This is a genomic window from Rahnella sp. RFA10(1/100) (assembly GCF_004195115.1).
GTDB classification, from domain to species: Bacteria; Pseudomonadota; Gammaproteobacteria; order Enterobacterales; family Enterobacteriaceae; genus Rahnella; species Rahnella perminowiae.
In genome coordinates, this window is record NZ_SEWR01000001.1 from 1,228,603 (window position 1) to 1,254,811 (window position 26,209).

General features: G+C 55.2%; 25 protein-coding genes and 1 pseudogene. 16 read left to right on the forward strand and 10 right to left on the reverse strand.

Annotated elements, in window-relative coordinates:
• Positions 1–124: 124 nt before the first annotated feature.
• On the forward strand, positions 125–1,606 hold the full coding sequence (locus tag ETV65_RS05575; RefSeq protein ID WP_129952145.1) for a sugar ABC transporter ATP-binding protein: 1,482 nt from the start codon (positions 125–127) through the stop codon (positions 1,604–1,606).
• An 11-nt stretch (positions 1,607–1,617) separates the two neighbouring features.
• A complete protein-coding gene (locus ETV65_RS05580) occupies positions 1,618–2,613 on the forward strand; it encodes an ABC transporter permease (RefSeq protein ID WP_129952144.1) in 996 nt (331 codons plus the stop codon).
• Positions 2,614–3,117: 504 nt separating this feature from the next.
• On the opposite strand, the gene ETV65_RS05585 is transcribed toward ETV65_RS05580, so the two are convergent.
• Together ETV65_RS05585 and ETV65_RS05590 are read right to left on the reverse strand one after the other, a co-directional pair.
• Entirely contained in the window at positions 3,118–3,654 is a 537-nt protein-coding gene (locus ETV65_RS05585) for a GNAT family N-acetyltransferase (protein WP_129951892.1), read from the reverse strand.
• Between the two features lie 25 nt (positions 3,655–3,679).
• The gene (locus tag ETV65_RS05590; protein ID WP_129951893.1) at positions 3,680–4,249 is read right to left on the reverse strand and encodes an XRE family transcriptional regulator; all 570 of its coding nucleotides are present in this window, start codon (positions 4,247–4,249) and stop codon (positions 3,680–3,682) included.
• A gap of 180 nt (positions 4,250–4,429) precedes the next feature.
• On the opposite strand from ETV65_RS05590, the gene ETV65_RS05595 reads away from it, so the two are divergent.
• Genes ETV65_RS05595 through ETV65_RS05635 form a run of 9 tightly spaced genes read left to right on the forward strand, consistent with a single transcriptional unit; the run spans position 4,430 to position 11,340 of the window.
• Positions 4,430–5,290, forward strand: a complete 861-nt coding sequence (locus tag ETV65_RS05595; protein ID WP_129951894.1) for a MerR family transcriptional regulator — start codon at positions 4,430–4,432, stop codon at positions 5,288–5,290.
• On the forward strand, positions 5,283–5,735 hold the full coding sequence (locus ETV65_RS05600) for a nuclear transport factor 2 family protein (RefSeq protein WP_129951895.1): 453 nt from the start codon (positions 5,283–5,285) through the stop codon (positions 5,733–5,735). The genes ETV65_RS05595 and ETV65_RS05600 overlap by 8 nt, the downstream gene beginning before the upstream one ends.
• Positions 5,735–6,451, forward strand: coding sequence for an SDR family NAD(P)-dependent oxidoreductase (locus ETV65_RS05605; RefSeq protein ID WP_129951896.1), 717 nt, complete (start codon positions 5,735–5,737; stop codon positions 6,449–6,451). The genes ETV65_RS05600 and ETV65_RS05605 overlap by 1 nt, the downstream gene beginning before the upstream one ends.
• Before the next feature lies 1 nt (position 6,452).
• A complete protein-coding gene (locus ETV65_RS05610) occupies positions 6,453–7,811 on the forward strand; it encodes an FAD-dependent oxidoreductase (RefSeq protein ID WP_129951897.1) in 1,359 nt (452 codons plus the stop codon).
• The gene (locus ETV65_RS05615) at positions 7,808–8,524 is read left to right on the forward strand and encodes a DUF1365 domain-containing protein (RefSeq protein WP_129951898.1); all 717 of its coding nucleotides are present in this window, start codon (positions 7,808–7,810) and stop codon (positions 8,522–8,524) included. The genes ETV65_RS05610 and ETV65_RS05615 overlap by 4 nt, the downstream gene beginning before the upstream one ends.
• Positions 8,525–8,526: 2 nt before the next feature.
• Positions 8,527–9,759: a cyclopropane-fatty-acyl-phospholipid synthase family protein gene (locus ETV65_RS05620; protein WP_129951899.1), complete on the forward strand. Its 1,233-nt coding sequence runs from the start codon at positions 8,527–8,529 to the stop codon at positions 9,757–9,759.
• Positions 9,756–10,259 carry a DUF2878 domain-containing protein gene (locus ETV65_RS05625; protein WP_129951900.1) on the forward strand — a complete coding sequence of 168 codons (504 nt, stop codon included), beginning with the start codon at positions 9,756–9,758 and terminating at the stop codon, positions 10,257–10,259. The genes ETV65_RS05620 and ETV65_RS05625 overlap by 4 nt, the downstream gene beginning before the upstream one ends.
• The gene (locus ETV65_RS05630) at positions 10,256–10,783 is read left to right on the forward strand and encodes a hypothetical protein (protein ID WP_129951901.1); all 528 of its coding nucleotides are present in this window, start codon (positions 10,256–10,258) and stop codon (positions 10,781–10,783) included. Before ETV65_RS05625 ends, ETV65_RS05630 begins: the two co-directional genes overlap by 4 nt.
• A gap of 20 nt (positions 10,784–10,803) precedes the next feature.
• On the forward strand, positions 10,804–11,340 hold the full coding sequence (locus ETV65_RS05635) for a DUF3833 domain-containing protein (RefSeq protein ID WP_129951902.1): 537 nt from the start codon (positions 10,804–10,806) through the stop codon (positions 11,338–11,340).
• A gap of 39 nt (positions 11,341–11,379) precedes the next feature.
• On the opposite strand, the gene yedA is transcribed toward ETV65_RS05635, so the two are convergent.
• Entirely contained in the window at positions 11,380–12,297 is a 918-nt protein-coding gene (gene yedA, locus ETV65_RS05640) for a drug/metabolite exporter YedA (RefSeq protein WP_129951903.1), read from the reverse strand.
• A 224-nt stretch (positions 12,298–12,521) separates the two neighbouring features.
• Here yedA and ETV65_RS25360 point away from each other — a divergent pair.
• Positions 12,522–12,623 (forward strand): annotated as a pseudogene (locus ETV65_RS25360) (hypothetical protein); the annotation flags it as partial.
• Between the two features lie 63 nt (positions 12,624–12,686).
• Here the strand turns inward: ETV65_RS25360 and ETV65_RS05645 are convergent.
• The 4 genes from ETV65_RS05645 to ETV65_RS05660 are packed head-to-tail and all read right to left on the reverse strand — an operon-like array spanning position 12,687 to position 16,563.
• Complete coding sequence (locus tag ETV65_RS05645) at positions 12,687–13,457, reverse strand: ABC transporter permease (RefSeq protein ID WP_129951904.1); 771 nt, start codon at positions 13,455–13,457, stop codon at positions 12,687–12,689.
• On the reverse strand, positions 13,454–14,398 hold the full coding sequence (locus tag ETV65_RS05650) for an ABC transporter ATP-binding protein (RefSeq protein WP_129951905.1): 945 nt from the start codon (positions 14,396–14,398) through the stop codon (positions 13,454–13,456). The genes ETV65_RS05645 and ETV65_RS05650 overlap by 4 nt, the downstream gene beginning before the upstream one ends.
• Positions 14,395–15,564: an ABC transporter permease gene (locus tag ETV65_RS05655; RefSeq protein WP_129951906.1), complete on the reverse strand. Its 1,170-nt coding sequence runs from the start codon at positions 15,562–15,564 to the stop codon at positions 14,395–14,397. The genes ETV65_RS05650 and ETV65_RS05655 overlap by 4 nt, the downstream gene beginning before the upstream one ends.
• Positions 15,565–15,624: 60 nt before the next feature.
• The gene (locus ETV65_RS05660) at positions 15,625–16,563 is read right to left on the reverse strand and encodes an ABC transporter substrate-binding protein (RefSeq protein ID WP_129951907.1); all 939 of its coding nucleotides are present in this window, start codon (positions 16,561–16,563) and stop codon (positions 15,625–15,627) included.
• 406 nt (positions 16,564–16,969) lie between these two features.
• Between ETV65_RS05660 and ETV65_RS05665 the strand changes: the two genes are divergently transcribed.
• Positions 16,970–18,469: an MFS transporter gene (locus ETV65_RS05665; RefSeq protein WP_129951908.1), complete on the forward strand. Its 1,500-nt coding sequence runs from the start codon at positions 16,970–16,972 to the stop codon at positions 18,467–18,469.
• 119 nt (positions 18,470–18,588) lie between these two features.
• Here ETV65_RS05665 and ETV65_RS05670 read toward each other — a convergent pair whose 3' ends face one another.
• Entirely contained in the window at positions 18,589–19,695 is a 1,107-nt protein-coding gene (locus ETV65_RS05670) for a suppressor of fused domain protein (RefSeq protein ID WP_129951909.1), read from the reverse strand.
• 140 nt (positions 19,696–19,835) lie between these two features.
• Positions 19,836–20,732, reverse strand: a complete 897-nt coding sequence (locus ETV65_RS05675) for a LysR family transcriptional regulator (protein WP_129951910.1) — start codon at positions 20,730–20,732, stop codon at positions 19,836–19,838.
• A 202-nt stretch (positions 20,733–20,934) separates the two neighbouring features.
• On the opposite strand from ETV65_RS05675, the gene ETV65_RS05680 reads away from it, so the two are divergent.
• The 3 genes from ETV65_RS05680 to abgT all read left to right on the forward strand — a co-directional run bounded on the left by ETV65_RS05680 (position 20,935) and on the right by abgT (position 25,322).
• The gene (locus ETV65_RS05680; protein ID WP_129952146.1) at positions 20,935–22,251 is read left to right on the forward strand and encodes a M20 family metallo-hydrolase; all 1,317 of its coding nucleotides are present in this window, start codon (positions 20,935–20,937) and stop codon (positions 22,249–22,251) included.
• Positions 22,251–23,705: a M20 family metallopeptidase gene (locus tag ETV65_RS05685; protein ID WP_129951911.1), complete on the forward strand. Its 1,455-nt coding sequence runs from the start codon at positions 22,251–22,253 to the stop codon at positions 23,703–23,705. The genes ETV65_RS05680 and ETV65_RS05685 overlap by 1 nt, the downstream gene beginning before the upstream one ends.
• Before the next feature lie 93 nt (positions 23,706–23,798).
• Positions 23,799–25,322, forward strand: coding sequence for a p-aminobenzoyl-glutamate transporter (gene abgT, locus ETV65_RS05690; protein WP_129951912.1), 1,524 nt, complete (start codon positions 23,799–23,801; stop codon positions 25,320–25,322).
• Between the two features lie 3 nt (positions 25,323–25,325).
• Here the strand turns inward: abgT and ETV65_RS05695 are convergent, their stop codons facing one another.
• Positions 25,326–26,192 (reverse strand): oxygenase MpaB family protein, encoded by an 867-nt coding sequence (locus tag ETV65_RS05695; RefSeq protein ID WP_129951913.1) that lies wholly within the window; start codon positions 26,190–26,192, stop codon positions 25,326–25,328.
• Between the last annotated feature and the right edge of the window lie 17 nt (positions 26,193–26,209).

Sequence of the window (26,209 nt, forward strand, 5' to 3'; positions counted from 1 at the left end):
TTTGTTGCTTAAATTCCCCGATATGTTAAAACTCTGCTACTGCGAGTCTTAGACGGCTAAACGTCTAAATACCCATCCGTCTATTAATAAGGCCCAACGCCCAGTGACTTCCTCCCTTCTTGAGATGCGTAATATCTCGATTTCATTTGCCGGTTTCCCTGCCCTGCGCCAGGTGGATTTCACACTGGAAGGCGGCTCCGTACATGCATTGGTCGGGGCGAATGGCGCGGGAAAATCGACGCTGATGGCCGTGCTTTCCGGTACGCATGATCATTACACCGGGCAGATAAACATTGACGGCGAAGCAGTCAATATCCGCCTGCCGCATCATGCCCGCCAGCACGGGATCCATCTGGTACAGCAGGAAGTCGATGTTGCTCTGGTGCCAACGCTCAACGTCGCTGAAAACATTATGCTGGACCGGCTTTCGGAGCCGGGCCATTTGCACAACTGGTCGCAGCTATACCATCAGGCGCAGTTGCTGACCGAACAACTCGGGCTGAACATCAGCCTGCGGGCGCGGATCGAAAGCTGCACGCTGGCTGAGAAGCAACTGATTCTGCTGGCGCGTGCGTTATCGCATAAATGCCGTTTTCTGATCCTCGATGAACCGACTGCGCCGCTGGATCAGGCGGAAAGTGCGCGACTGTTCGCGCTGGTGCGCAAGCTGAAAGCGGCCGGAATGGCGATCGTATTTATCTCACACCGCATCCATGAGCTGCGCGACATCTGCGACCGCATGACAGTGCTGCGCGACGGGCGTCTGGTCAGCGATGACAGCATGAACGGTCTGAGCAATGAACACATTATCGAGAAAATGATTGGTCATCAGCTTGACGATATTTATCCGCCCCGCCGCCCGCCTCACAGCGGTGAAACCCTGCTAAGCATCCGCGGGATGCACGATAAAGACAAACTGCGCGATATTTCACTGCGTCTGCATCGGGGAGAAATACTCGGGATCGCCGGGCTGGCCGGGGCCGGAAAAACCGAACTTTGCAAAGCGCTGTTCGGCGCGACGCCGAGCCAGATCGACAGTGGTGAGCTGAATGGCAAACCGTGGAAGCCAAAGGAGCCGCACCTGTCCGTGGAACAGGGACTGGCGTTAGTGCCGGAAGAACGGCGCAAGGAAGGGATTTTCATTGACGAAGATATCCCGATGAACCTGAGTGTGACCGCTGACGATACGTTTTCGCGCTGGAGTATTTTCAGTACGCGTCAGTCGCTGTCGTGGGCGAAAGACATTATCGGCCGCTTAGGCATTCGCGCCTCCGGGCCAATGCAAAAGCTGGCACGGCTTTCCGGTGGCAACCAGCAAAAGGTCGCCATCGGAAAATGGCTGCGCAGTGAGAGTCAGGTGCTGATCTTCGACGAACCGACCAAAGGCGTAGACATCAAGGCCAAAACGGATGTGTTCAGGTTGATCGACGGCCTGGCGCAACAGGGAAAAGGCATTATTTATGCGTCCGGTGAGTTCGCCGAACTGGTCGGTTTGTGCGACCGCATTCTGGTGTTATGGGACGGCCGTATCGTCGCCGAACTGAACGCCGCAGACATCGACGAAGAAACGTTATTAGTCTATTCAACCGGAGGAATACCCGCGTGAACAAAGCCGTGGTGAGTAAAGAAAATGTGCCCGATGCCCGCCAGCCGTGGCGTCATCAACTGTTCGAGTTTTTGTATAAATGGGGCATGTTGCTGACCGTGGTATTGCTGATCGCCGCGTTTGGCCTGGCGTCAGATAATTTCCTCGAACCGTCGAACATCATCAACATTCTGCGTTCAATTGCTATCGTGACAGTCATTGCCATCGGCGTATCGATTTCCCTTGCGGTCGGCGGCTTCGATTTATCGGTCGGCTCAACGGCGTCGCTCGCCAATGCGCTGGTGATTTCAATGTTCGTCTGGCATGGTTTCGGCACCACCGAAGCGATACTTATCACGCTGGCGTTGTGTACGCTGGTCGGACTGTTCAATGCCTTTCTGATCGTCATCCTGAAAATTCCTGACATGCTGGCGACGCTCGCCAGTCTGTTCGTGATCCAGGGTGCGGCAATGACCTACAGCTATGGCGGTTCCATCACTGAAAACATGTTATTGCCAAGCGGTGATATGGCCGAAGGCACAGTGCCTGCGGTGTTCAGCCTGCTCGGCCAGGTGCCGGTGATCGTGATCGTGATGGCCGTCGTCACCCTTGCGGTACAACTGTTTATGTCGCTGACCAAACATGGACGCCGCATGTACGCCATCGGCGGCAACCCGCTGGCGGCACGCCTGGCGGGGATCCGCACCGCCCGTTATCGGGTTATCGCGTATGTCATGTCATCGGTACTTGCCGGTGCAGGCGGGATTTTGCTGGCTTCGCGCATCGGCTCCTCGCAGGTCAACGCCGGTGGCGGCTATCTGATGGACGCCGTTGCCGCCGCGTATATCGGTTTTTCGCTGGCAGGTTCCGGTAAACCTAATGCGCTTGGCACACTGCTTGGTGCGGTGATCCTGGGCGTGCTGTCGAACGGGCTGGTGATGCTGTCAGTACCCTATTATGCGATGGATATCATCAAAGGGCTGGTGCTGGCAGTGGCGCTGGCGCTGACGTATATTCAGAAACGGTGATTTTTTGGGTCCGGCACCCAAGCTGGCCCTTAAGGTCAACACCTTGGGTTGCCACCCAAACTGGCCTCAAGGGGCGCCTGTCGCCGCACCCCTTGAGAATCCCGGGCTCTTTTAACTGCGCGGTACCTTCATTTCGGGATTGCAGCCTTAGGTCTGCAACCTCTCATTCAGCAAGCTTTCTGAAACGCCCGCAGCATCTTAAATTCAAGGGCAGACAGTTTTTAGATTTCAAAATCAGTCAGGTTGTGAATTAAGAGCCTGAGGCCGGTTTCAAAATACCGCCGGACGAGAGGTGGAAAACCGCGCATCTTTTTGCGCAGGTTGTAACCCGATGGGAGGGAACCGCGCAGCGGCGGGATTTTGCGGCTATCACTGCGGCTTATGAAACATAGTCAGCGAGCGGAGCGTGCAGTGAAAGAGCCCGGGGGTCTTGGGGGGCGGCGGCGATAGGCCGCCCCCCAAGTCGGTGTGGGCCGACGCCCACGGTTTTGACTTTAAAACATTTCACATCAGCACTTTATACATCACGCTGGTGGACTCCAGCATCCCCGCCGTCGACATCGCATAGTGCGGGATCGTTCCGCTCAGGGTAAAGCCCAGATTTTCATACAGCGTTTGCGCCGGGCTGCCCGTCACCGTATCCAGCACCAGCAGCGTTTTACCCTCCTCACGCGCCAGCGCTTCAACCGCTGTCATCAGTTGGCGCGCAACACCTTTGCGGCGGCCATCAGGATGAACCATCAGTTTAACCACGTCACCACGGTGCGCGCCGTTGGCGGGCTGATCAACCACCAGCTGCACCGTGCCGATGATTTTGCCCGCCAGACGCGCCACCAGCAGACGTTTTTCTCCCCGCGCAAAAGCCGGTAATAACTTTTGCCAGAACGCCTGCGCCTGCACAAAACCGAACGGCAGAATAAAACCGATGCTGGCACCCCGCGCCACGGACTGCATCAGGGTTTCGGCCAGCGCATCCAGATCGTCCACCGGCAATACACCCCCCTGCACTTCACTGATCACCACTTCATGATTATGTTGCATCGGAACCAACCTTTCTCATCAGACATTAAGGACGTGAAATAACAATGGCGTAACGTGCATCAGCCGGGCCGGGAACGTGAAAAGAAGACGCGCCGTGGAGATGAAAACGCAGGCAGTCGCCCGCTTCCAGCCGGTAGCTACGGCTATCGAGCGTGAATTCCAGTACGCCTTCCAGCAGCCAGATGTGCTGTTCGAGGCCCTCTACCGGCGGCGAATCATACGAGATAGTCGCGCCCGCTTTCAGCACGCCGGTAATGAGTTCGGCGCGAAATCCCGGTGCCGGCGCGGAGACAGAACGACGCTCGAAGCCGGTTTGCCGGTCATGCCAGACCGGTTGTTGTGAAGCGCGGATAAGCTCCGGCGGATTATCTTCCAGCGCCATCAGCAAACGGGACATCGTCAGCCCGTAAGCTGCACTCAGTTTGCCAAGTAACGAGGCGGTCGGGCTGGTTTCTGCCCGTTCTACGCGTGAAAGCGTTGCGCGGCTGATGCCGGTCAGCTGCGCCAGTTGTTCGAGTGACCAGCCCTGACTGACGCGCAATGCCGTCAGCCGTTCCGCCAGCCGGCGGTCATGACTCTCCTGCCCTGCGTCCATTTGTTGTCCTGCCGCAAAATCTCAATAAAGGGAAAATATCTCTGATGTGAGAATATTGCAAGTTAAAAACCTGTAACCCAAAAGAATGAGACAAGTTGTACAAAAATAATAAAGTTGTACAAGTTTGAAATCTGGCGCTAGAGTTAGCTTATAAGTGGTATGAATATTTTGGATTGAATTATGTCTCTGTATAGCATCGGCGAAGTCGCTCGAATTTGTGGTATCAACCCGGTCACGCTGCGTGCCTGGCAGCGGCGTTACGGCCTGCTGAAGCCGCAACGCACGGAAGGCGGTCATCGTCTGTTTAATGATGATGATCTGGATACCATCCGCACCATCCTGGGGTGGATCAATCGCGGCATTCCGGTCGGACAGGTGAAATCGCTGCTGGAAGGCAAAGTGGATGCGCTACCCGGCGGCTGGTCACAGTCAGAACATCAGTTGCTCACCGCCTTACAGGACGGCCGCCCGCAGAAAGTTCGTCAGCTGATGATGGAGTGTGGCCGTGAATATCCGGCGGCGGCATTCGTGAATAATGTGCTTCGTCCGCTTCGTGCGCGTCTGAGTTCCGGCGATTCACGACTGCTGATGTTACGCAGCCAGCTCGATGGCCTGATCATTGAACATTCGGTGATGAGCATGAACGCGGCGCGTAAACGTCCCGGCCCGCTGGCCACCCTGGTCGGCTGGGGTCAGGTGGACAGCACCGAGTTGTGGCTCGAAGCCATTGTGCGTTGCGAGGCAGGATTGCAGATCGAGATATTGCCGGTTCAGCTCAGCGAACCTTACCTGGAAAACCTGAGCGGTTCACAAATTCTGTTGTGGTCTGAAGGCCGTCTGACACAGGTTCAGCGCCAGCGGTTGTTGAACTGGGTGGAACAGGGTTTGTCGATAGTCCTGCTGGGCAGTACCGCCGTGTTGCTGGGGGCAGAAGAAACAGACGTAGTGGAAGATGAGTCCGGCGAGCACCTGCATGAGGATGACCGTCATGCCGGTCTTCATATCGTGCCAGTCCCTCAGCAAGGAAAAAATAATGATTAAACATTTTCCTGAGACCACCCTATCCGCCGATGTTCTTGCGCAGCTGTGCGAGTTTTACAGCTATCTCGACACCAGCCGCCTGCCGCAGCTTTCACGCATTTATCATCCGCAGGTAGTGTTTATCGATCCGGTATCGCATTACGAAGGCGTTGATGCGCTGGAACACTATTTTGCGCAACTGCTTAAAAAAGTGAATTACTGCCGTTTTGAGATCCAGCCTCCGCTGGTTCAGGGCGATGAAGCCTCACTGTTCTGGCAGATGGGATTTTCGCATCCGGCACTGAAAAAGGGTCAGGAGATGTTCCTTAACGGCGCAAGCCATCTGCGTATGAATGAAAACCGCATTATCTATCAGCGCGATTATTACGATCTCGGTGCAATGTTGTATGAACACGTTCCGGTGCTCGGCAGTGCCGTACGCGCTGTCAAAGCCAGGTTGAAATAATGCGCCGCGTGCTGATTACCGGTGCCAGTTCAGGTATCGGAAAACAACTGGCGCAGGATTATGCCGCCGGAGGCTGGGAAGTCATTGCCTGTGGGCGCGATGAGGAAAAGCTGATGGCGGTCGCCGCAGCCAGCCCGCTCATCATCCCGCTACGTTTTGATATCACTGATTTACACGCAACCCGTGAGGCCCTGCAGGGCCGGCAGGTCGATTTAGCGATTCTTTGCGCCGGCACCTGCGAATATCTCGACAATGGCGTCGTCGATGCCGAAAAAGTCATGCGGGTGATGAACACCAATTTTACCGGTCCGGTCAATTGCCTTGATGCCCTGCTGCCCGGCTTAGCACCCGGCAGTCGGGTGGCACTGGTGGGTTCCGTCGCCTGGTTGCTGCCATTTGCACGCAGTGAAGCTTATGGAGCATCCAAAGCCGCGCTGGCCTTTTTTGCCCGTTCTCTGGCGGTTGATCTGGCGAAACGTCAGATTCACATTTCCCTGATCCAGCCGGGGTTTGTCGAAACGCCGCTGACATCGCGCAATGATTTCCCGATGCCGATGATGGTAAGCGTCACGCAAGCCTCAAAGCATATCCGTAAAAAACTGGCGCGCGGTGACAATGAAATTGCTTTCCCCCCGCTTTTTGTTCGTTTACTCAAGGTAGCTTCGTTGCTGCCCGTTAGTCTGCAACAAAGGTTATGCCGGAAAATGGTGAAATAAAATGACAACAAAAGTCGCGATTGTGGGCAGTGGGATCTCAGGGCTGAGCTGTGCGTGGTTGCTGGCAAAAAGTCAGCCAGACTGCGAGATTACCGTCTTTGAAGCCGCGGAAACGTTAGGCGGACATACTGCCACGCGGGATGTGATTTCCGACGGAAAAGAATACGCCATCGACACCGGTTTTATCGTCTATAACTCGCGGACGTACCCGCATTTTATTGCCCTGCTCAAAGAACTGGGCATTGAAGGCCAGCCGACGGAAATGAGTTTTTCCGTACGCAATCCGGTTAACAAACTTGAATACAACGGCCACTCGCTGAACAGCCTGTTTGCCCAGCGCCGCAATCTGTTCAGGCCGCAATTCTGGCGGTTTATCCTTGAGATCCTGCGGTTTAACAAACTGTGCAAAGCACGCCTGCTGAACCCGCACAATGACGAAGATACGCTGGCTGATTTGCTTGATCAAAACGGTTTCACGCCGTTTTTCGCCCTGCATTATGTGCTGCCGATGGGGGCGGCCATCTGGTCTTCTTCGCTGAGCGATATGGCGGAATTCCCGCTGTCGATGTTCCTGCGCTTTTTCGATAATCACGGGCTGCTGGACGTCAGCAACCGCCCGCAGTGGATGGTGGTACCCGGCGGGTCGCGGGAATATATCCGCCGGATGCAGGAAAAACTTCCGGCCAACGTCAGGCTGCTCACGCATGCGCCGGTCAGTAACGTCATACGCACGCCTGCCGGCGTGACGCTGCACTCGCCGTACGGCGAGGCGCATTTTGATCAGATTGTTTTTGCCTGTCACTCCGATCAGGCACTGGCGATTCTGGGTGATAACGCCAGCGCAGATGAGCAGAGCATTCTCAGCGCCCTGCCTTATCAGAGCAATGATGTCATTTTGCATACTGATACACATCTCCTGCCACGGGAAAAACGCGCCTGGGCGAGCTGGAATTATCAGTTGCCCAATTCACTGCATCTGACGGACCGCGCAGATATGCGCGACAGTAATGCAGCACACCATCGCCGTGCCAGTGTGACCTATAACATGAATATTTTGCAGGGACTGAACGCACCGCAGACTTTTTGTGTGTCACTCAACCCGCTGACACCGATTGATGAAAACAAGGTTCTGTTCCGTACCACCTACATGCATCCTGTTCTCAATCTCGCCAGTCATCACGCGCAGCAGGAACGCTACCGGATCAATGGTCACAACCGCACCTGGTTCTGCGGGGCCTATTGGTACAACGGCTTTCATGAAGACGGCGTTAACAGCGCGCGTGACGTAGCGGAGAAACTCAACCTGCAACTTTTCAGTGGCCGGTTACACAATGAGCATGAAAAACAGGAAGCGTCATGAACAGCCAGTTGTATGTCGGCACGGTGCGCCATCGCCGGTTTACGCCGGTTGAACACCGTTTCGACTACGATATTTTCATGCCGCTGATTGACCTGGATGAACTGGATCAGTTACCTGCAAAAGGTATTCAGCTCGAACGGTTTTCCGCCGCCAGTTTTCGCCGCAAAGATTATCTCGGCGGCGGTGATATCAAAACCAAAGCGCAGGCGCGAATTGAAGCACTGACCGGCGAACGCCCGGACGGACGGGTGATGTTGTTGTGTCAGTTATGCTATTTCGGCTGCTATTTTAATCCGGTGAATTTTTACTATCTCTATGATCAGCAGGGTGTTTTGCGCTGGATGCTGGCCGAGGTGCGTAATACACCCTGGAACGAGCGCCACACCTATGCCGTCCTCCCTGACGGTTCGCAACCGGTGCCGAAAGCCTTTCATGTGTCGCCTTTTAATCCGATGGACATGGTCTATCACTGGCGGCTGACACCGCCGGGAAAGCAGTTGCATATCACTATCGAAAATCACCGCCAGACACGGGAATTCGATGCAACCCTTTCACTGACAGCCCGTCCGCTGACCCGCACGGCGTTGCGTCAGCAATTGTGGCGACTGCCTCTTATGACCGCAAAAACCGCACTGACCATTTACTGGCAGGCGCTGAAACTGTGGCTGAAACGGGCCCCCGTTTATTCTCATCCTCCCGTTGATAAGGACTGACCATGAGTCAACCTGAAATGCAGCTCGCCCGTGACAGGGCGAATAACAGGCGCAGCAAGGCGGCACGCGCATTGATTCTTGGTGTACTAAAGCAGCTCAAGGGTGCCGGCCTGACCCTGCGGGAACCCGGCGAGGAGGCAATATTATTTGGCGATCCGACTGCGGTATTACAGGGTGAAATCGACATCCGGCACCTGCGTGCCTACCGTCGTGTACTGCTGGGTGGCAGCGTCGCCGCCGGTGAAAGCTTTATTGATGGCGACTGGACAACGCCCAATCTGACCGTTGTTCTGCAACTGCTGGCCGAGAACCTCAGGCTGGTCGACAAACTCGAAGCACGCCTCAGCTGGCTGAGTACGCCAGCCAAAAAAATCGTTCATTTTTTCCGCCGTAACAGTCTGTCACAGGCGCGTAAAAATATTTCAGCCCATTACGACCTGGGCAACGATTTTTACCAGGGTTTTCTTGATGAGAAGATGCTTTATTCATCGGCCTGGTATCAGGAACCGCAGATGACCCTGGAACAGGCGCAGGAAGCCAAGATGCGCCGTTTATGTGAACAGCTGCAATTGAAAGCGGGCGATCATTTATTGGAGATCGGCACCGGCTGGGGCGCCATGGCCGAATTTGCCGCGCGGGAATACGGCTGTCAGGTGACCACGACCACCATTTCCCGCGAACAATATCGCTTTGCCTGTGAACGGATCGAACAGGCCGGGCTGAGTGACCGCGTGACGGTGCTGTTTGAAGATTATCGTTCATTGCGGGGTCAGTTCGACAAACTGGTGTCGATAGAGATGATCGAAGCGGTCGGCAAGCAGTATCTTTCCACCTTTTTCAAACGCTGTAACGCGCTGCTCAAACCTCACGGGCGGATGGCCATTCAGGCAATTACTATTGCAGACCAGCGTTATGCCGCCTACAGCCGTAATGTCGATTTTATTCAGCGTTATGTTTTCCCCGGTGGCTTTTTGCCTTCCATTACTGCCATGAATGACGCGATGACCCGCTGCACCAGTCTGGTGGTGCGTGATCTGTTCGATATCGGTTCCGATTACGCCCGTACGCTTCATGAATGGCGGGAACGGGTTCAGCGCTACTGGAGCACGCAGACAGACGGAGTGCAGGACGAATATTTCCGCCGCCTGTGGTTGTTCTATCTGTGCTACTGCGAGGCAGGTTTCCGTGCCCGCACCATCAGCACCGTTCAGCTTGTTGCCGAGCGACGCGGATGAAATCTTTGCGCTTCTGGCTGCTGACACTGGGCTTTGACGTCTGGTGGACATTGGCCGTGTGGGGGCGCGGGCGCTTTATCCTCTTCCTGCTGTTAAGCAGTTTTCTGATGCTGGCGTTTACGCCAGCAAAACGCCGGTTATGGGTCGCCGTTGCCTGCACGCTGGGCATCATAATGGATTCGCTGTGGTGCATTTTGGGGCTGTTTGAATTTACGGGTTCTTCCGCCGTCCCACCGTGGATGATGGCGTTATGGCTGGGCTTCAGCGCCTGGTGGCTGTGGTTACTCAGCAATTTACGGCTGACGTGGTACTGGCTGATACCCCTCGGCGCGGTCAGTGGCCCGCTGGCCTATTACCTGGGAATGCAACTCGGTGCCATGCAACTTCTCGCTACACCCGTTTATGTCTGGCTGCTGCTGGCAACAGGCTGGGCGATATTCTTACCGCTGATCAGCCTGCCGGTACTGCTCAGCCATAACACAGGACGGAAAACCCGATGACACGCCTATTGCTGGCAGCACTTTCGCTGATGATGTCTTTCTCTGCCCTGGCTGCCACACCATGGGGGGCATGGCAACAGGTCGGACGCGCCACCCTGAGCTGGGGGCCTTTTGAGGTTTATCATTCGCAACTGCTGACACCTGACGGTAAATATCAGACCGGAAAATGGCCGCAGGCGCTGGTGATTGAATATCTGCGCAGCATTGATCATCAGGAACTGACCAAAGCCACCGAAGAACAATGGCAGGCTCTGGGCATACTGGCAGAGGCACAAAAAAATGGCTGGCCGGACGCGGTGCAAAACACCTGGCCGGATGTCAGTAACGGCAGTGAAATCGTGTTTGTCGCGACTGAAAAAGGCGGCCAGTTTTACAGCCAGCCCGCCAACAGCGTGCTGAGTACGCCGGTGGGACGGCCTTTCAGCCCGGCATTCCGCGATGCCTTTCTGGCAATCTGGCTCTCGCCTGCCACGCAGTATCCTGATTTACGCAGTAAGCTGACCGGCGCATCCGCGCCCGATTAATGGCATCTTATGGAGGTTTTATGACTGTTCTGCGCAAGATTTTTGTCACGCTGGTCGTCGGCGGTATGCTGTTACTCACCGGCTGCAAAGCCAATATTCAGGATTACGCACAGGCGCAACCGAAACTGGATATTTTCACCTGGTTCGCCGGTGACAGCATCGCCTACGGCATGGTGCAGGATCACAGTAACAAACAAACCCGGCGTTTCACGGCGAGAATCCACGGTGACGTGGCGGGTGATACGCTGACGTTGCATGAAAATTTTGTGTATGACGATGGTGAGAAACAGACCCGCATCTGGCGTATCCGCAAACTGGCGGACGGCAGTTATACCGGTACGGCAGGCGACATTATCGGCACCGCCACCGGGCAATCCGCCGGCAATGCCTTTAACTGGAAATATGTGATGGATGTGAAATCAGGCGGCAGCACCTATCGTCTGACGTTCGATGACTGGATTTACCAGCAGGATCAGCAGCATCTGTTTAACGTCACCGCGCTGAAAAAATTCGGCGTAGAAGTCGCGCGGGTGACAATCTTCTTTGAGAAGCAGTGAGGTAAGCTCGATCGGCTCCCTCCCCTGCAAAGGGGAGAATTAAACCTTCACTTCTTTAATCTCAGTCTTCCTGCGCCCGAACACGAATTTTCCCAGCGTCACCAGCAATACCGCGCAGAGAATAACACCTAACGCCACCCATTCGACCGGTGAGAGGGATTCGCCGCCGAAGCCGATGCCCAGCAGAACAGCCACAATCGGGTTCACATAGGCATAACTGGTGGCCACGGCAGGTCGGACGGTTTTCAGCAAAAACATATAGGCGCTGATGGCAATCATCGAGCCAAATACCACCAGATAACCGAGCGCCAGAAAACCGCTCATCCCGGGGACTGCCGTCAGATGTTCACCGCTGAACCGGCTGGCTACCAGCAGCACCACGCCTGCAATAATCATTTCTGCTGCACCGGCCATTAAGCCTTTTGGTAACGGCAGACGCGAACTCCACACCGAACCGAATGCCCAGCTTAACGAGGCAAGCAGGATCAGCGCCGCACCCCACGGGTTGCCTACCAGATTGCTGCCGGTATTGAGCAGCACGATCCCGAACAGGCCTATCGCGACACCGGTCCACTCGAGGCGGCTGTTGGGCATACCCCACAGACGACTGAAGCACAATGTAAACAGCGGCACGGTCGCGACCATTACCGCAGCAATGCCTGACGGCACCTGCATATGTTCAGCCACCGTCACCAGCCCGTTACCGACCGAGAGCAGCAAAACTCCCACCGCACCGGCGGCCATCCACTGTTTAAGCGCCGGCACTTTATGCCCGCGTAACAACAGAAAGCTAAAAAGAATGCACCCGGCGAGGAAGAAACGCAGCCCGGCCATCATCAGCGGTGGCCAGCTTTCTACGCCCACGCGGATGACGAAATAGGTAGAACCCCAGATAAAATACAGTGCAAAAAGTGCAGCGATCAGTGGCAGCAGAGAACGGGTAGCAGAACCAGTCATAGGAATAACTTATTAGCGTGATAACGAAGGCAGACAGTTAACGCTATTGGCGCGAATAACGGCAAGGAAATCTGTGCGATCGCGTCAAAATGTTGTTAAAAAGTTTCTGTATATGACGAAAAATGCGATGGCATCCCCCCTAAAAGTAATCACAGCATGAATAGTCTGTTGCAGGGGTGAGGAAACGATTTATAATTCCCCGTTCAAAATCCTGAGGTACTTACATGAACTCGCTTGGCAAAAAATTATTTATCGCGCTGTTTGGTCTGATGGCAATCGGCGCAATTGGTGGCGTGATGGTTGCCGGTTATGCGGTGGTGATTCAGGACGACGCTAAACCGGTCAGCGACAGCGACGCCCCTTCAGTAGTGCCTGCACCAGCGCCGGCATCAGCGAACTGATTTGCCCACTGACCGTTGCTGCCAGCGTTGTAACCATTGGCTCCAGCGTTCAAATAGCATATCCACACAAATCGCCAGCAGTGCGACAATCACCGCGCCCTGCAATACATAAGCGGTATTAAAACCGCTCAGGCCGATGATAATCGGCGAGCCGAGGCTCAAGGTACCGACCGACGAGGCTATTGCCGCCGTCCCGATATTGATAATCACGGACGTGCGGATCCCTGAAATAATCACCGGTGCCGCCAGCGGAATTTCCACTTTTCGCAGCATCTGCCAGCGGCTCATCCCCACGCCCTGCGCAATCTCGCGCGCCGACGCCGGGACCGATTCAATACCGGCAATCGTCCCCTGTAAAACCGGCAACAACCCGTAAAGCACCAGCGCAATAATCGCCGGTTTTTCGCTAAACCCCATCACCGGCACCGCCACGGCCAGCACCGCAACCGGCGGAAAGGTCTGCCCCATGGCCACCAGCGTTTCCACCAGAGAGCGGAATTCTTTGCCTGCCGGACGCGTCACACCGACGCCCGCCGCCACGCCAATCACCACCGCGATCAGACTGGAAATCCCCACCAGCAACAGATGCGCCTGTACCAGCGCGGCGAAACTTTCCTGCTGATACACCGGCCTGCTGAGTGCCGGGAACATCCAGTGGAACAGGCCGCCGAGCGACGTCATGCCGAAAATCAGCGCCAGTAACAGCGCGAAAAGCCAGAGTAAAGGATCGGTGATAATCCGCACTACTGTCTGTTTCATGCGCCGCTCCTGGGTGCCGTCAGATCTGCAAAATGCAGCACGCCCAGCGGCTGCCCCTGCTCATCAACCACCGGCAATTGCTGAACCTGCTGTGCGACAAAGGCTGACAGCGCCTGACTCAGGTTCATATTTTCGGTCAGCGGAGGCTGGCTGCCGGAATACGGCTCGCCGCGTCGCGTCAGTGAGCCAACTTCGCACAGCGACAACAAACGGATCCCCATGTCGCTGCCACCGAAGAAATCGCGCACAAATGACGTCGCCGGTTGCGTCAGCAGTTCCAGCGGCGTGCCCTGCTGCACCACCTGCCCGTCATTGAGCAGTACGATGCGGTCACCCAGCGCCAGCGCTTCATCGATATCGTGTGTCACCAGCACGATGGTGCGGTGAGTGATTTTATGGATACGAGCCACTTCTTCCTGCAACGTAGCACGGGTCACCGGATCGAGCGCGCCGAAGGGTTCATCCATCAGCAACACTTCCGGGTCAGACGCCAGCGCCCGCGCCACACCAACGCGCTGCTGCTGGCCGCCGGAAAGCTGGTGCGGATACCGCTGACGGAACTGTTTCGGGTCAAGACTGAGCAGTTCGAGCAGTTCGGTCACACGGTCACGGATTTTCGCTTTCGGCCATTTCAGCAACTGCGGCACAGTGGCGATGTTTTCTTCCACCGTCCAGTGCGGAAACAGCCCGATGGACTGGATGGCGTACCCCATCCGGCGGCGTAAATCCTGCGCCCGGAATTTTTCTATCGGTTCTCCGGCAAACAAAATCTCCCCGCGATCGTGCTCCACCAGCCGGTTGATCATTTTGAGTGTGGTGGATTTCCCGGAACCGGAGGTGCCGATCAGCACGGTGAATTCGCCTTTGGCCATTTCCAGCGTGAGATCGCGCACGACCGCTTTTCCGGCAAAGTGTTTGCTAACCTGCTTGAAATGGATCATCTGCGTGTGGTTTCCAGAATTGAAACTGCGAATTTAAATATACTGTCGACGACCACGGCCATCAGTACCGCCGGGATCACCCCGAGTAATACCAGATCCAGTGCGCTGCTGAGCAACCCCTGGAACATGATGGCACCCAGTCCGCCCGCGCCGATAAGCGCCGCAACCATTGCCATACCCACGGTTTGCACTGCCACAATGCGGATACCGGTCAGGATCACCGGCAAGGCGATCGGCATCTGCACACGAAGAAAGACCTGTGCGCGGTTCATGCCCATGCCGCGCGCGGATTCAGTCACCGCTTCCGGCACTGACTCAAGACCGGCAATCACACCACGTACCAGCGGCAACAACGAATACAGCACCAGCGCGATAATCGCCGGTGCCAGCCCGATACCGCTGATACCGTGCTCCGCCAGCCACGGCAGCGCTTTTGCCAGCCCCGCCAGCGGCGCGAGCAGCAAACCAAACAGTGCAATCGATGGCACGGTCTGAATAATGTTCAGTACCGACAATACCGGCCCGCGCCAGCGGGGCTGGCGGTGACAGAGCAAACCGACCGGCAATCCAATCAACACAGCAGGCACCAGCGTGCCAGACAAAATGCCCAGATGCTGCCACAGTGCGTCGTTAAACACATCGGAGCGGTTATCGTATTCTTTGAGCAACGAAAGCTCAGCGAGCTGGCCGTACGCCAGCAGCAAAATCACGGGCACAATCATCTGCACATTGAGCAAAATGCGCAGGCTGTGATTACGGGTAAAACGGGAAATAGCATCGGACGCGATCAGCAGACAAAGCGCTGCGCCGGCCCAGAAACCGCCGCCCAGCGAAGTGCGTGCGATACTGTCTTCATTGCCGCCAGACAGTTGTAATGCGCTGTGCCCTGCCAGCCAGACCAGGGCGGTCAGCAGAATTTCTGCCAGCATCATCACCAGTAAATGATGACGGCCATACAGTGTGAGAAAGGCACAAATCAGCAGCAACGCGGCAGGCAGCAGAAGTAACACAGAATAGCCCTGCAACAGGCTCGCCAGCGAAATGCCTTTACCGGACACCAGCCGGTTAGGCGCATGGCTGACGAAAGCCAGACCGAAACCGGCCAGCAACAGCAGCAAAACCAACGTCAGCAGGACGCGGTTTTTGACGGGTGAGTGATAAGTCAAAGCATTACCTGATATCAAAGAGCACGATCCGAAGATCGTGCTCAGGGCGTCACTGCCCGGTTATTTTTTAACGAAACCTTTTTCCTGCAAATACTTCGCAGCCACTTTTTTCGCATCCTGTCCGTCAACGGCGATTTTCGCGTTCAGGCCCTGCAACGTTTTAGTATCAAGGGAGGCAAAAACGGGTTTGAGCAAATCAGGAATATTCGGATGCGCTTTCAGCGCCGCCTCGCGGATGACAGGCGCTGGTGCGTAAATCGGTTGCACACCTTTTGGATCTTCCAGCGTTTGCAGGCCAAGTGCCGCCACCGGGCCATCCGTACCATAGGCCATCGCCGCATTCACACCGGAGGTTTGTTCCGCCGCCGCTTTGATGGTCACCGCCGTATCGCCACCCGCCAGGGAGAGCAACTGTGCCTGACTGAGTTTGAAACCGTAGGCATTTTCAAAGGCCGGTAAGGCATCCGGGCGCTCAATAAATTCTGCCGAGGCCGCCAGTTTAAAATCGCCACCGCTGCTGATGTATTTGCCTAAATCACCGAGAGATTTCAGGTTGTGCGCACTCGCCACATCCTGACGCACAGCGATAGTCCAGGTGTTATTGGCCGGAGACGGGCTCAGCCAGACAATTTTGTTTTGATCGTAATCCAGCTTTTTAACCTTATCGAAACCAGCCTGCGCATTTTTCCACGCGGGGTCTTTATCATCAGAGAAGAAGAACGCGCCGTTACCGGTGTATTCAGGATAGATATCGATTTCACCGGCGGTGATAGCGCCGCGCACCACTTTCGTCGTTCCCAGTTGCAATTTGTTGGTGGTGTGGATGCCGTTCGCTTCCAGCACCTGGATAATTATGTTACCGAGCAGCGAACCTTCGGTATCAATTTTTGAACCGACACGCACAGCATCATCAGCGGCCTGTGCGCTGAAACTTAATGCAGATACCAGCGCCAGTGCTGCCACTGAAAATCCCCGTACTCGCCCAGTTGTTACAGTCATGTTCTATCCTCTTATCGGGTTATGTTGGTTTTGTCGCCCGGCGACTGCTCCGTCATTCAATCTGCTTTCATCGGTGAAAACTTTCGTTTGTGAAAACAAGCTGCTAACAAGAATAGTCCAATTTTGCGCAGGGGAATGGATGGTGATCTATAAAAGCAGGCGGTGATAGCCGGGTAAAATGCCGAAATGTACGAAGCTTATCCGTGAAATCGCTGAGGCGACGTGCCGGCGGGTCTGGCCGGTGGCGGTAACGTGACCAGCACGATTTTATACTGGCTGACATACGCTTAGATCATTGGGTTTTAAGTTATAGCCATTTGTTTTCATGCAATGCTTAATCAGGACTTGTGACCGGTATCACCTCGCCTCTATGCTGGCTTTTTTGTCAAAAAGCGTAAACACAACAATGTCTGACTTAATTGCGGCCTCACAGACCGCCTCTTCAGGGGATTACAGCGCAGCCGACACGGCGACTGACCAGCCGGTGGTGATTCGTTCCGCTGCCGATATTACTCAGTTAGTGAACCGCGGCGCAGCGAAAATCAGCGACGCGCGCATCGTGATTGCTATCGCACTGGGCGGCGTTTTCCTCGACGCTTACGACCTCGGTGCGCTGGCCTTCGGGATGAAAGATATCACCCGCCAGTTCGGCCTGACACCTTCCGGCGCAGGCTTTGTGGCCTCGGCGATTACTTTCGGGGCGATTGTGGGCGCACTCTTCGGCGGCTATCTGACCGACAAAATCGGCCGTTACCGCGTCTTTATGGCCGATATGTTCTTCTTCGTCATTGCCGCTCTGGCCTGTGCCTTTGCACCCAATGAGTGGGTTCTCGGCGGATCACGCTTTGTGATGGGTCTCGGGGTCGGCATCGATTTACCGGTGGCGATGGCATTTCTGGCGGAGTTTTCAAAACTGCAGGGCCGCGGCAATAAAGCCTCGCGCGTGGCAATGTGGTGTCCGACGTGGTACGCGGCGATCAGCGTCTCCTATCTGCTGGTGCTGCTGCTTTACGCGGTGCTGCCCGCGACGCATACCGACTGGTTGTGGCGTCTGATCCTCGGTTTCGGCGCGGTGCCTGCGATTCTGATTATCGCTATCCGTCACCGCTATATGAATGAATCGCCGGTCTGGGCTGCCAATCAGGGTGACCTGCAAAGCGCTGCGGCGATCCTGCGTAAGTCTTACAACATTCACGCAGTCGTGGCTGAAGATGCGGACAAAGCACCGCAGGTGAAAGTGCGCAAAGCCGCATGGCGTAACTACGGTACGCTGTTGCAGGGTATTTATCTGCGCCGCACTGTGCTGGCGACCGTGACGGCAGTGGCTTCATCCTTTGCCTATAATGCGGTGGCTTTCGGGCTACCGGTTATCTTATCCAGCTTCCTGCAACAATCGATGATCAGCACTATCCTGTTCTCGCTCGGCCTGAACCTGTGCTTCGCCTTCGTCGGCGGCCTGATTGCGGTGCGGTATGTCTCGAAATTTGGTGCATGGAAAATGACCTATGCCGGTTACGCCTGTCAGTTGGTCGCGATGATCGGCCTGGCACTGGTCGGTCGCCCGGCAGATGGCGGTGAAGCAGCAATTTCCATCGCCATGCTGGCACTGTTCCTGTTCGGTCAGGGCTTCGGCCCGGGATCGCACACCATGACCTTTGCGTCACTGAGCTACCCGACATCACTGCGCGGCATGGGTGTCGGCTTCAACCAGACGCTGATGCGCGGCAGCTCGACGGTCTCGCTGTTCCTGTTCCCGGTACTTTCCGCAGCACTCGGCACCGGCGTGTTCTGGGTGATCGCGTTAGCGCCACTGGCGGGCTTAATCGTGCTGACAGCGGTACGCTGGGAACCGTCGGGATATGATGTGGATGCTGAGGATTTTCAGCAGGAAGTTAAACCAGTTTAGGTTTTTGCCTTGTTCCTCCCCCCGCGAAGGAAAGGATTTTCTTGCTTCTCCCCCTGCGAAGGGGGAGGGCGCAGATCGGTATTCTTACTCCTCTCGGTTAGAAAACTGAGAGAGTGTCATCAAACCACCGCGCTTCTCGGCGCAAACACATACCCGATATCGTTTTCGATCATCGCGGACACCAGCTCAAAACCGCCATTCGGTTTGGCCTGTGCAAACGCCAGTTCACTGGTGAACACCGGGCTGACCCAAAACTGATTCACCGGATCACCATAGATTTCCGGCAGGCGCATTTTGTCTGCCGGACCGCATAACGCCGAGGAAATGACGTGTCCTTCAAAACCGAGCGGTGCCATCGGTGACATCAGGGTGTGACCTTCACCCAGCCAGCTGAGCGTCGTCCAGGGGATCTGCGCATAACCGGATAACGCACTGGCCATCTGCACGGCATTTTCTTCTGTCACATATTCTTTGCCGACCGAAAAAGCCAGCTCAATACGGCGGTGTTTTTCAGCCTCATCATTGAAAATAATATCGACTTGCGGCATCGGACGGATACTCATGCCAACCGTGAAGAAGTAATAATTTTCTTCATCTTCATGCTGGGAAATCGCCATCGGTGGCCAGTGCCCCTGGTTAATCAGATAATATTTCAGTGAAGGGCCAAAGCGGGCTTCGTAGGATTCCAGCAGCTTGCGCTGGATTTTCGGCCACGGATTGCTGAATTCATTTTGCCAGTCGCGCCAGAACAGACGGGTTTTTTCCGCCAGCTCACATTGCGTATTGGTCGAGGCTGAACCCAGCGGGAAGGTCAGCGGATTCTGTTTAATGCAACCGGCGGAATAACACACCGAATGATCGATATACAAACTCCAGCCGGGGATCACTGCCAGCAACAATCCCTGATACCACAATGCCGCGCCGTCATCGCTTTCATTCCACAGGATCTGGATTTGGGCCGGATCCAGCGGTGCTTCGCCTTCCAGATTGCGGCAATATTGCGCCGCCAGCATCGGGGCAATCCCCTGCTCCATCGCGTCGGTATCATCGTTCGCCGGTGCGGGCACCAGATTGCGAACCCAGCAGGCGCGCATTTTCGGAAAGCGGTCACGCAAATCTTCGCGGGCGAAAATATAGAAATACACCACGCGGTTGTCCTGCTCGACCAGCGCGGTCAGGGTTTGTTTGTCGTTACTGACTTCAGCAACAATGTCGGACTGGCGCATATGACCTCAACAATATAGGAAGTTTATTATTTCCTGTGAGGGTCAGTGTAAAGCGGATAAGCCAGCCCGATAACGGGCAATATTCCCAAAAAAGCCCGATAAATCATTAAAACAGGTGTTTTTTTGTCGAAATATCGACATCAGCGGCAATACATCCGAAACAGATGCGCCAGGTGCGCGGCCATCGGTGTGAGTGTGGTATCACGTCGCTGAATAAGATAGAACGTGGCTTTCGGCAGTGACAGATCGAGATCTAGCGCGATCAGGCTCTGACCGATCACCGGATCATTAATCGCATCAACGGACAATATGCTGAGAAAATCAGTTTTGGCGATCAGGCTGGTGCACGACATAAAGGTTTCACAAATCACGCTGATATTGGGTTCGGTATCCATTTCGCTGAACATTTCGCTGAGCAATTTATAATAACTTCCGCGTGGCGTCGGCATCGTCCAGTCGCAATGTAAAAGCGCCTGCATCGAGCGGGCGTTCTGCATCGGATGGCCGCGTCTTGCGACCACCCGATACTCTTTATCCATAAGTTTTTCATATAACAGTTCGTTATCAAAAGGGCCGTGATAATAGGTATTCACGGTGAAATCCAGCTCGCCCTGTCGCAGCTCGGGGATCATCGACACCAGTTGTCCCTCGGCTATCCGGACCTTCACATCGGGAAATTCGCGGTGAAAACGCTCAATCACTTCCGGCATGATGGTGCGGGCAATACTGGCACCCACGCCGATATTTACCCTGCCGCTGGTGCCGCCGAGACGCTGCGTGATGTCTTCCTGCGCCACCCTCAGCTCTTCCAGAATCAGGCTGGCGTGTTTAAAAAACGCGTCACCACAATCAGTTAGCGTCACACCCTGACGGCGGCGGACAAATAATTTCGTCCCCAGATTTTCTTCCAGCTCTTTAATCGATTTAGTCAGCGCGGGCTGCGAAAGATTCAGCACCCGGCTGGCGGCACGAATGCTGCCCTGACGTGCGACCGCAACAAACGCCCGCAACTGATGCATTTTTATTTGTGATGGCATGAGATTCTTTGATAACCCCTGATTATCACTAAAAAGATTTTGGCATCTTATATGCCCCGAACGCTTTATGTACATTAAAAATCTTATAAGGCCGCCTTTCGCCGCTTTCTGCGTGCGGCTCTGCACTTCCCAACGCTTTGATTTCCTCCTTTCTGCCGCTGCGCGGAAAGCCTGCATGTCTGTGTCAACAAGAGAGTCTGTGATGGTTAATGAGATTTCTGAACGTGTAGAAAAGCTGTTTCCTTCCCTGCAAAAGCAACGCCGTGACCTGCATAAATACGCCGAATCCGGCTGGCTGGAATTTCGTACCTCCACGCTGGTGGCCGATCGGCTGGAAAAACTGGGTTATTCACTGCAACTGGGCAAAGAAGTCATTGACGCGGATTCGCGTATGGGGCTGCCTTCCGCCGCTGTGCTGGCCGAACAAGAGCGGCGTGCTCTGGAACAAGGGGCGATTGCCCGCTGGATGCCACATTTCTCCGGCGGTTTCACCGGTATTGTCGCGACGCTGGAAACCGGTCGTCCCGGCCCGGTGATGGGTTTTCGTGTGGATATGGACGCGCTGGATTTATGCGAAGTCCTGGACGAGGCACACCGCCCGTTCCGGGAAGGATTTGCTTCGGCCAATAACGGCATGATGCACGCCTGCGGTCACGATGGCCACACTACCATTGGCCTCGGGCTGGCAGAAGTGCTGATGCAGGTGCGCGATCAGTTATGCGGCACCATCAAGCTGATTTTCCAGCCTGCCGAAGAAGGCACGCGCGGCGCAAAATCCATGGTTGAGGCGGGGGTGGTGGACGATGTGCAATATTTTACCGCTGTACATATCGGCACCGGCGTACCGGCTAATCACATTGTGTGCGGTAACGATACTTTCATGGCGACAACCAAGCTCGATGTGCACTTTACCGGCGTGGCTTCGCATGCAGGCGGCAAACCGGAAGACGGGCGCAACGCCCTGCTGGCGGCGGCACAGGCCACGCTGGGGTTGCATGCTATCCCACGCCACAGCGGCGGCAGCTCGCGGGTGAATGTCGGCGTGTTGCAGGCGGGCACCGGGCGCAATGTGGTGCCGTCCACCGCCATGATGAAAGTCGAGACACGCGGTTCCACCAATGAAGTAAATGATTTTATTTATCAGCAGGCGCTGAAAGTTATCTCCGGCGCAGCCGAAATGCATCAGGTGAAATTCGACATCAAACTGATGGGTGCGGCGCAAAGCAGCACACCAACGCCTGCCTGGGTAAATTACATTCACCGTCAGGCAGAAAAACTCGGCGAGTTCGAACAGATTATTGACCATCAGGAAGGGGCTGCCGGTTCAGAAGATGCCACTTACATGATGGAGCGCGTCAAAGCCCGTGGCGGTGAAGCCTCTTATGTCATTTTTGGCACGGATCTGAGCGCTGGTCATCACAATGAACTGTTTGATTTCGATGAGAAAGTGATATCTCAGGGCATCAAAACGCTGGCGGCCCTGGCACTGAATATCGCTGAATTCAAAGGGGATATTTAATGGCGACACAACAAAATATCGTCAATTTTATCAACGACTTTATTGATAACCAGCAACCTGCCCTGGCAGAAATCAGTGATGCAATCTGGGACCATCCGGAGACCCGTTTCGCGGAATCGTTCTCCTCAGCATTGCTGGCCGACAAACTGGAAGCCAGCGGCTTTAGCGTGGAACGCGGTGCCGGCGGCATGGAAACCGCATTCATCGCCAGTTCCGGCCAGGGCAAACCCGTGATCGCCCTGCTTGGCGAATTCGACGCACTGGCCGGTTTAAGCCAGAAAGCCGGTTGCGATGTGGCGCAGCCACAGGTGGAAAACGGTAACGGCCACGGCTGTGGTCATAACCTGCTCGGCACGGCGGCACTCGGTGGTGTGCTGGCAGTGAAAGCCTGGATGGAACGTGAAAAAATTCCGGGTACGGTACGTTTTTACGGTTGTCCGGGCGAAGAAGGCGGCTCCGGTAAAACGTTTATGGCCCGCGAAGGGCTGTTTGATGATGTCGATGCCGCACTGACCTGGCATCCGGAAACCTACAGCGGCATGTTCAGCAATCAGACGCTGGCCAATATTCAGGCGTCGTTCAGCTTTAAAGGCGTGTCCTCACACGCCGCTGCCGCGCCACACCTTGGCCGCAGCGCGCTGGATGCCCTGACGCTGATGAACACCGGTTCGAATTTCCTGCGCGAGCACATTATTCAGGAAGCACGCCTGCATTACGCCATCACCAACGCGGGGGGAATTTCGCCAAACGTGGTGCAGGCCGATGCCGAAGTGTTGTATCTGGTGCGCGCACCGCAAATGGATCAGGCGCAGGCAATTTTTGACCGCGTAGTGGATATCGCCAAAGGCGCAGCGCTGATGACCGGCACGCAGATGTCGATGCGCTTTGATAAAGCCTGTTCCAACTACGTGCCCAACCGCACACTGGAAAGCGCGATGTATCAGTACGTGCAGGCGTTTGGCACACCGCATTACACCGCCGGAGAGCGGGCGTTTGCGGCATCAATTCATGCCACGCTGAGCGAACAGGATATCGATAACAATTTGCTGAATATCTCCCGCACCAGCGGCGCGGAAGGCGTGGAATTCGCCGACACCCTGCGCCATTCCCCGCTGACTGACCGCGTTGCTCCGTATGCCCCGAACGGCAATATCCTCTACGGCTCAACGGATGTCGGCGATGTCAGCTGGCTGGTGCCGACGGCGCAATGCTTCAGCCCGTGTTTTGCTGTGGGATCGCCGCTGCACACCTGGCAAATCGTGTCACAGGGACGTACATCCATTGCCCATAAAGGCATGTGCCTGGCGGCAAAAGTCATGTCATCAACTGCGATAGACCTGTTCTCCCGGCCGGATTTACTGGCGGCCTGTCAGAAAGAGCGTGATGCACAACGTGCACGACGTCCCTATCAGTGCCCGATCCCGGCTGGCGTGAAACCGTCGCCGTTGAAATAAATCCCGAATGAGTACACCGCGTATTCGCACCCCGTTCCGGCGCAAATACGCGGCATAAATATAAAAAAGACAAACATGACAGAGGGTTAACAGATGAGTATTCAGGCGCAAGATTCCGGCCGGAGTCCGGGAGGATTTCTTCATTGGGTGGAACGTGTCGGGAATAAAATTCCCAACCCGTTTTTGTTATTTGTTTATCTGATCGCCGTGCTGATGGTCGCCAGTGCGGTAATTTCATGGCTGAATATTACGGCGGTGAACCCGACTAACGGTGATGTCATCCACGTAAAAAACCTGCTGAGTGTGACAGGCATTCAGTGGATTTTGCCGAACGTCATTAAAAACTTCAGCGGATTTACCCCGCTCGGCTCGATTCTGGCGCTGGTTATTGGTGCCGGACTGGCGGAGCGCGTCGGGCTGCTGCAAAGCCTGATGTACAAAATGGCGTCCAAAGTCAATGCCCGTTACGCCAGTTATATGGTGATTTTTATCGCCTTCTTCAGCCATATTTCGTCTGATGCCGCACTGGTGGTGATGCCGCCGCTGGGCGCGTTAATTTTCCTCGCGGTCGGGCGTCATCCGGTGGCCGGTTTACTGGCGGCTATCGCCGGCGTCGGCTGCGGTTTCACGGCTAATCTGCTGATTGTGACTACCGATGTGTTGCTGTCGGGGCTCAGTACCGAGGCCGCGAAGGCGATTAATCCGGCGGTTCAGGTGAGCGTCATCGATAACTGGTACTTTATGGCTGCCTCCGTCATTGTGCTGACAATTGTGGGTGCCATTCTCACCGATAAATTCGTTGAACCGCGCCTGCCGGTGTATCACGGCGAGCGTAACGAAGAGATGAAAAAACTGACACCGGAACAGAATCGCGGCCTGATGGCGAGCGGTATTGCAGCATTGGTGTTTATCGCACTGGTGGCATTGCTGGTGGTGCCGGAAGCCGCACCGCTGCGCAATCCTAAAACCGGCGGTATCATCCCTTCGCCGTTTATTCAGGGCATCGTACCGCTGATTATTTTGTTCTTCTTCGTGATTTCTGTGCCTTACGGCATGGTAACAAAACAGATCCGCAGTGCCAGTGATGTGCCGGATTTGCTGGTGGATCCGATGAAATCCATGGCAGGTTTTATCGTGATGGTGTTCCCGCTCTCCCAGTTTGTGGCATTTTTCAACTGGAGCAATATGGGGAAATTTATGGCGATCGGGCTGACCGATGTGCTGGAAAACTTAGGCATGACCGGTATCCCGGCGTTCCTCGGCCTGATTTTCCTGTCGGCGTTGCTGTGTATGTTTATCGCCAGCGGCTCAGCAATCTGGTCGATTCTCGCACCGATTTTCGTGCCGATGTTTATGCTGCTCGGTTTTCATCCGGCGTTTGCGCAAATCGTATTCCGCGTTGCGGATTCGTCGGTGATCCCGCTCGCGCCCATGTCACCGTTTGTGCCGCTGTTCCTCGGGTTTCTCCAGCGGTACAACAAAGAGGCGAAACTGGGTACCTATTATTCACTGGTGCTGCCGTATCCGGTTGTGTTTTTCGTCGTGTGGCTGCTGATGCTGGTGGGGTGGTATTTGCTGGGTCTGCCCATTGGTCCGGGCGTTTATCCGCATCTTTAACGGTCAGGTCAGACGTCCCATACGGCGCATGGCCCGGTGCCATGAGCCGTTTCTCACCGCCCAGCGCAGTACACCGGCAATACGGCGGGTGGCGAAACGAATCCTTCGGCGCTTTGGCGGGGAAAGGGAAATCCCCAGTTGCGTCGCCGCCCATTCGGGCAATAACTCAATGCCAGCCTGGATCATCAGGCTGCCCACCGGTTTCGCCAGACGGCTCGGAGCCGGTGCATTCTGCAATAATTTCACCACTTCAAGCGTGCGTTCATCGCAGCGTAATTGCGGACGCATCGCCTGCAGATAATGTTCTACCGCATCGACACTCTGCGGCACATCTGCCGCACCCAGGCTTTTCGCCACACGGGAAAACTCCCGATAATAAAGGTTCTGCCCGGCCAGACTGAGCGAAGGGTTGCGATACCGCAAATGTGATTGCAGAAAGCTGTACGCTTCAGCCACGTGCACCCAGACCAGTAATTCCGGATCGCTGGCCGCATAAGGCGTGCCGTAAGCATCAGTACCCGTGACCCGCAAATGAATGGATTTTACTTTTTCGATTAATGCATTGGCATCATCCAGAGGCGCAAAAGTCGTACCCGAGATAAACTGACTGGTGCGACGAAGCCGCCCAAGCATATCTTCACGAAATGAGGAATGATCCCAGACACCGGCAAGCGCCAGCGGATGAAGCATCTGCAGCAGCAAGGCACTGACGCCGCCGCAAAGCATGGACGAGAAATCTCCGTGAATTCGCCAGGTGATGCTTTCAGGGCCAAACAGCCCCGGGTCACCCGGCGGATCCTCAAAGTCTATGCCGCCTAACGCCAGGCCCGAAATACTCAGTACCTGACGTTCTATTCTCTTTCTCAACAATTATCTTAACTCAGTGG

Excerpts from the sequence above, each read along its gene's own strand:
- abgT (WP_129951912.1), top strand. The coding sequence starts at position 23,799 with ATGAGTATTCAGGCGCAAGATTCCGGCCGGAGTCCGGGAGGATTTCTT.
- yedA (WP_129951903.1), bottom strand. The coding sequence starts at position 12,297 with ATGACTGGTTCTGCTACCCGTTCTCTGCTGCCACTGATCGCTGCACTT.
- ETV65_RS05605 (WP_129951896.1), top strand. The coding sequence starts at position 5,735 with ATGCGCCGCGTGCTGATTACCGGTGCCAGTTCAGGTATCGGAAAACAA.
- ETV65_RS05650 (WP_129951905.1), bottom strand. The coding sequence starts at position 14,398 with ATGATCCATTTCAAGCAGGTTAGCAAACACTTTGCCGGAAAAGCGGTC.
- ETV65_RS05615 (WP_129951898.1), top strand. The coding sequence starts at position 7,808 with ATGAACAGCCAGTTGTATGTCGGCACGGTGCGCCATCGCCGGTTTACG.
- ETV65_RS05645 (WP_129951904.1), bottom strand. The coding sequence starts at position 13,457 with ATGAAACAGACAGTAGTGCGGATTATCACCGATCCTTTACTCTGGCTT.
- ETV65_RS05680 (WP_129952146.1), top strand. The coding sequence starts at position 20,935 with ATGGTTAATGAGATTTCTGAACGTGTAGAAAAGCTGTTTCCTTCCCTG.
- ETV65_RS05685 (WP_129951911.1), top strand. The coding sequence starts at position 22,251 with ATGGCGACACAACAAAATATCGTCAATTTTATCAACGACTTTATTGAT.
- ETV65_RS05660 (WP_129951907.1), bottom strand. The coding sequence starts at position 16,563 with ATGACTGTAACAACTGGGCGAGTACGGGGATTTTCAGTGGCAGCACTG.
- ETV65_RS05625 (WP_129951900.1), top strand. The coding sequence starts at position 9,756 with ATGAAATCTTTGCGCTTCTGGCTGCTGACACTGGGCTTTGACGTCTGG.
- ETV65_RS05575 (WP_129952145.1), top strand. The coding sequence starts at position 125 with ATGCGTAATATCTCGATTTCATTTGCCGGTTTCCCTGCCCTGCGCCAG.
- ETV65_RS05590 (WP_129951893.1), bottom strand. The coding sequence starts at position 4,249 with ATGGACGCAGGGCAGGAGAGTCATGACCGCCGGCTGGCGGAACGGCTG.
- ETV65_RS05630 (WP_129951901.1), top strand. The coding sequence starts at position 10,256 with ATGACACGCCTATTGCTGGCAGCACTTTCGCTGATGATGTCTTTCTCT.
- ETV65_RS05675 (WP_129951910.1), bottom strand. The coding sequence starts at position 20,732 with ATGCCATCACAAATAAAAATGCATCAGTTGCGGGCGTTTGTTGCGGTC.
- ETV65_RS05595 (WP_129951894.1), top strand. The coding sequence starts at position 4,430 with ATGTCTCTGTATAGCATCGGCGAAGTCGCTCGAATTTGTGGTATCAAC.
- ETV65_RS05610 (WP_129951897.1), top strand. The coding sequence starts at position 6,453 with ATGACAACAAAAGTCGCGATTGTGGGCAGTGGGATCTCAGGGCTGAGC.
- ETV65_RS05620 (WP_129951899.1), top strand. The coding sequence starts at position 8,527 with ATGAGTCAACCTGAAATGCAGCTCGCCCGTGACAGGGCGAATAACAGG.
- ETV65_RS05585 (WP_129951892.1), bottom strand. The coding sequence starts at position 3,654 with ATGCAACATAATCATGAAGTGGTGATCAGTGAAGTGCAGGGGGGTGTA.
- ETV65_RS05600 (WP_129951895.1), top strand. The coding sequence starts at position 5,283 with ATGATTAAACATTTTCCTGAGACCACCCTATCCGCCGATGTTCTTGCG.
- ETV65_RS05670 (WP_129951909.1), bottom strand. The coding sequence starts at position 19,695 with ATGCGCCAGTCCGACATTGTTGCTGAAGTCAGTAACGACAAACAAACC.
- ETV65_RS05635 (WP_129951902.1), top strand. The coding sequence starts at position 10,804 with ATGACTGTTCTGCGCAAGATTTTTGTCACGCTGGTCGTCGGCGGTATG.
- ETV65_RS05665 (WP_129951908.1), top strand. The coding sequence starts at position 16,970 with ATGTCTGACTTAATTGCGGCCTCACAGACCGCCTCTTCAGGGGATTAC.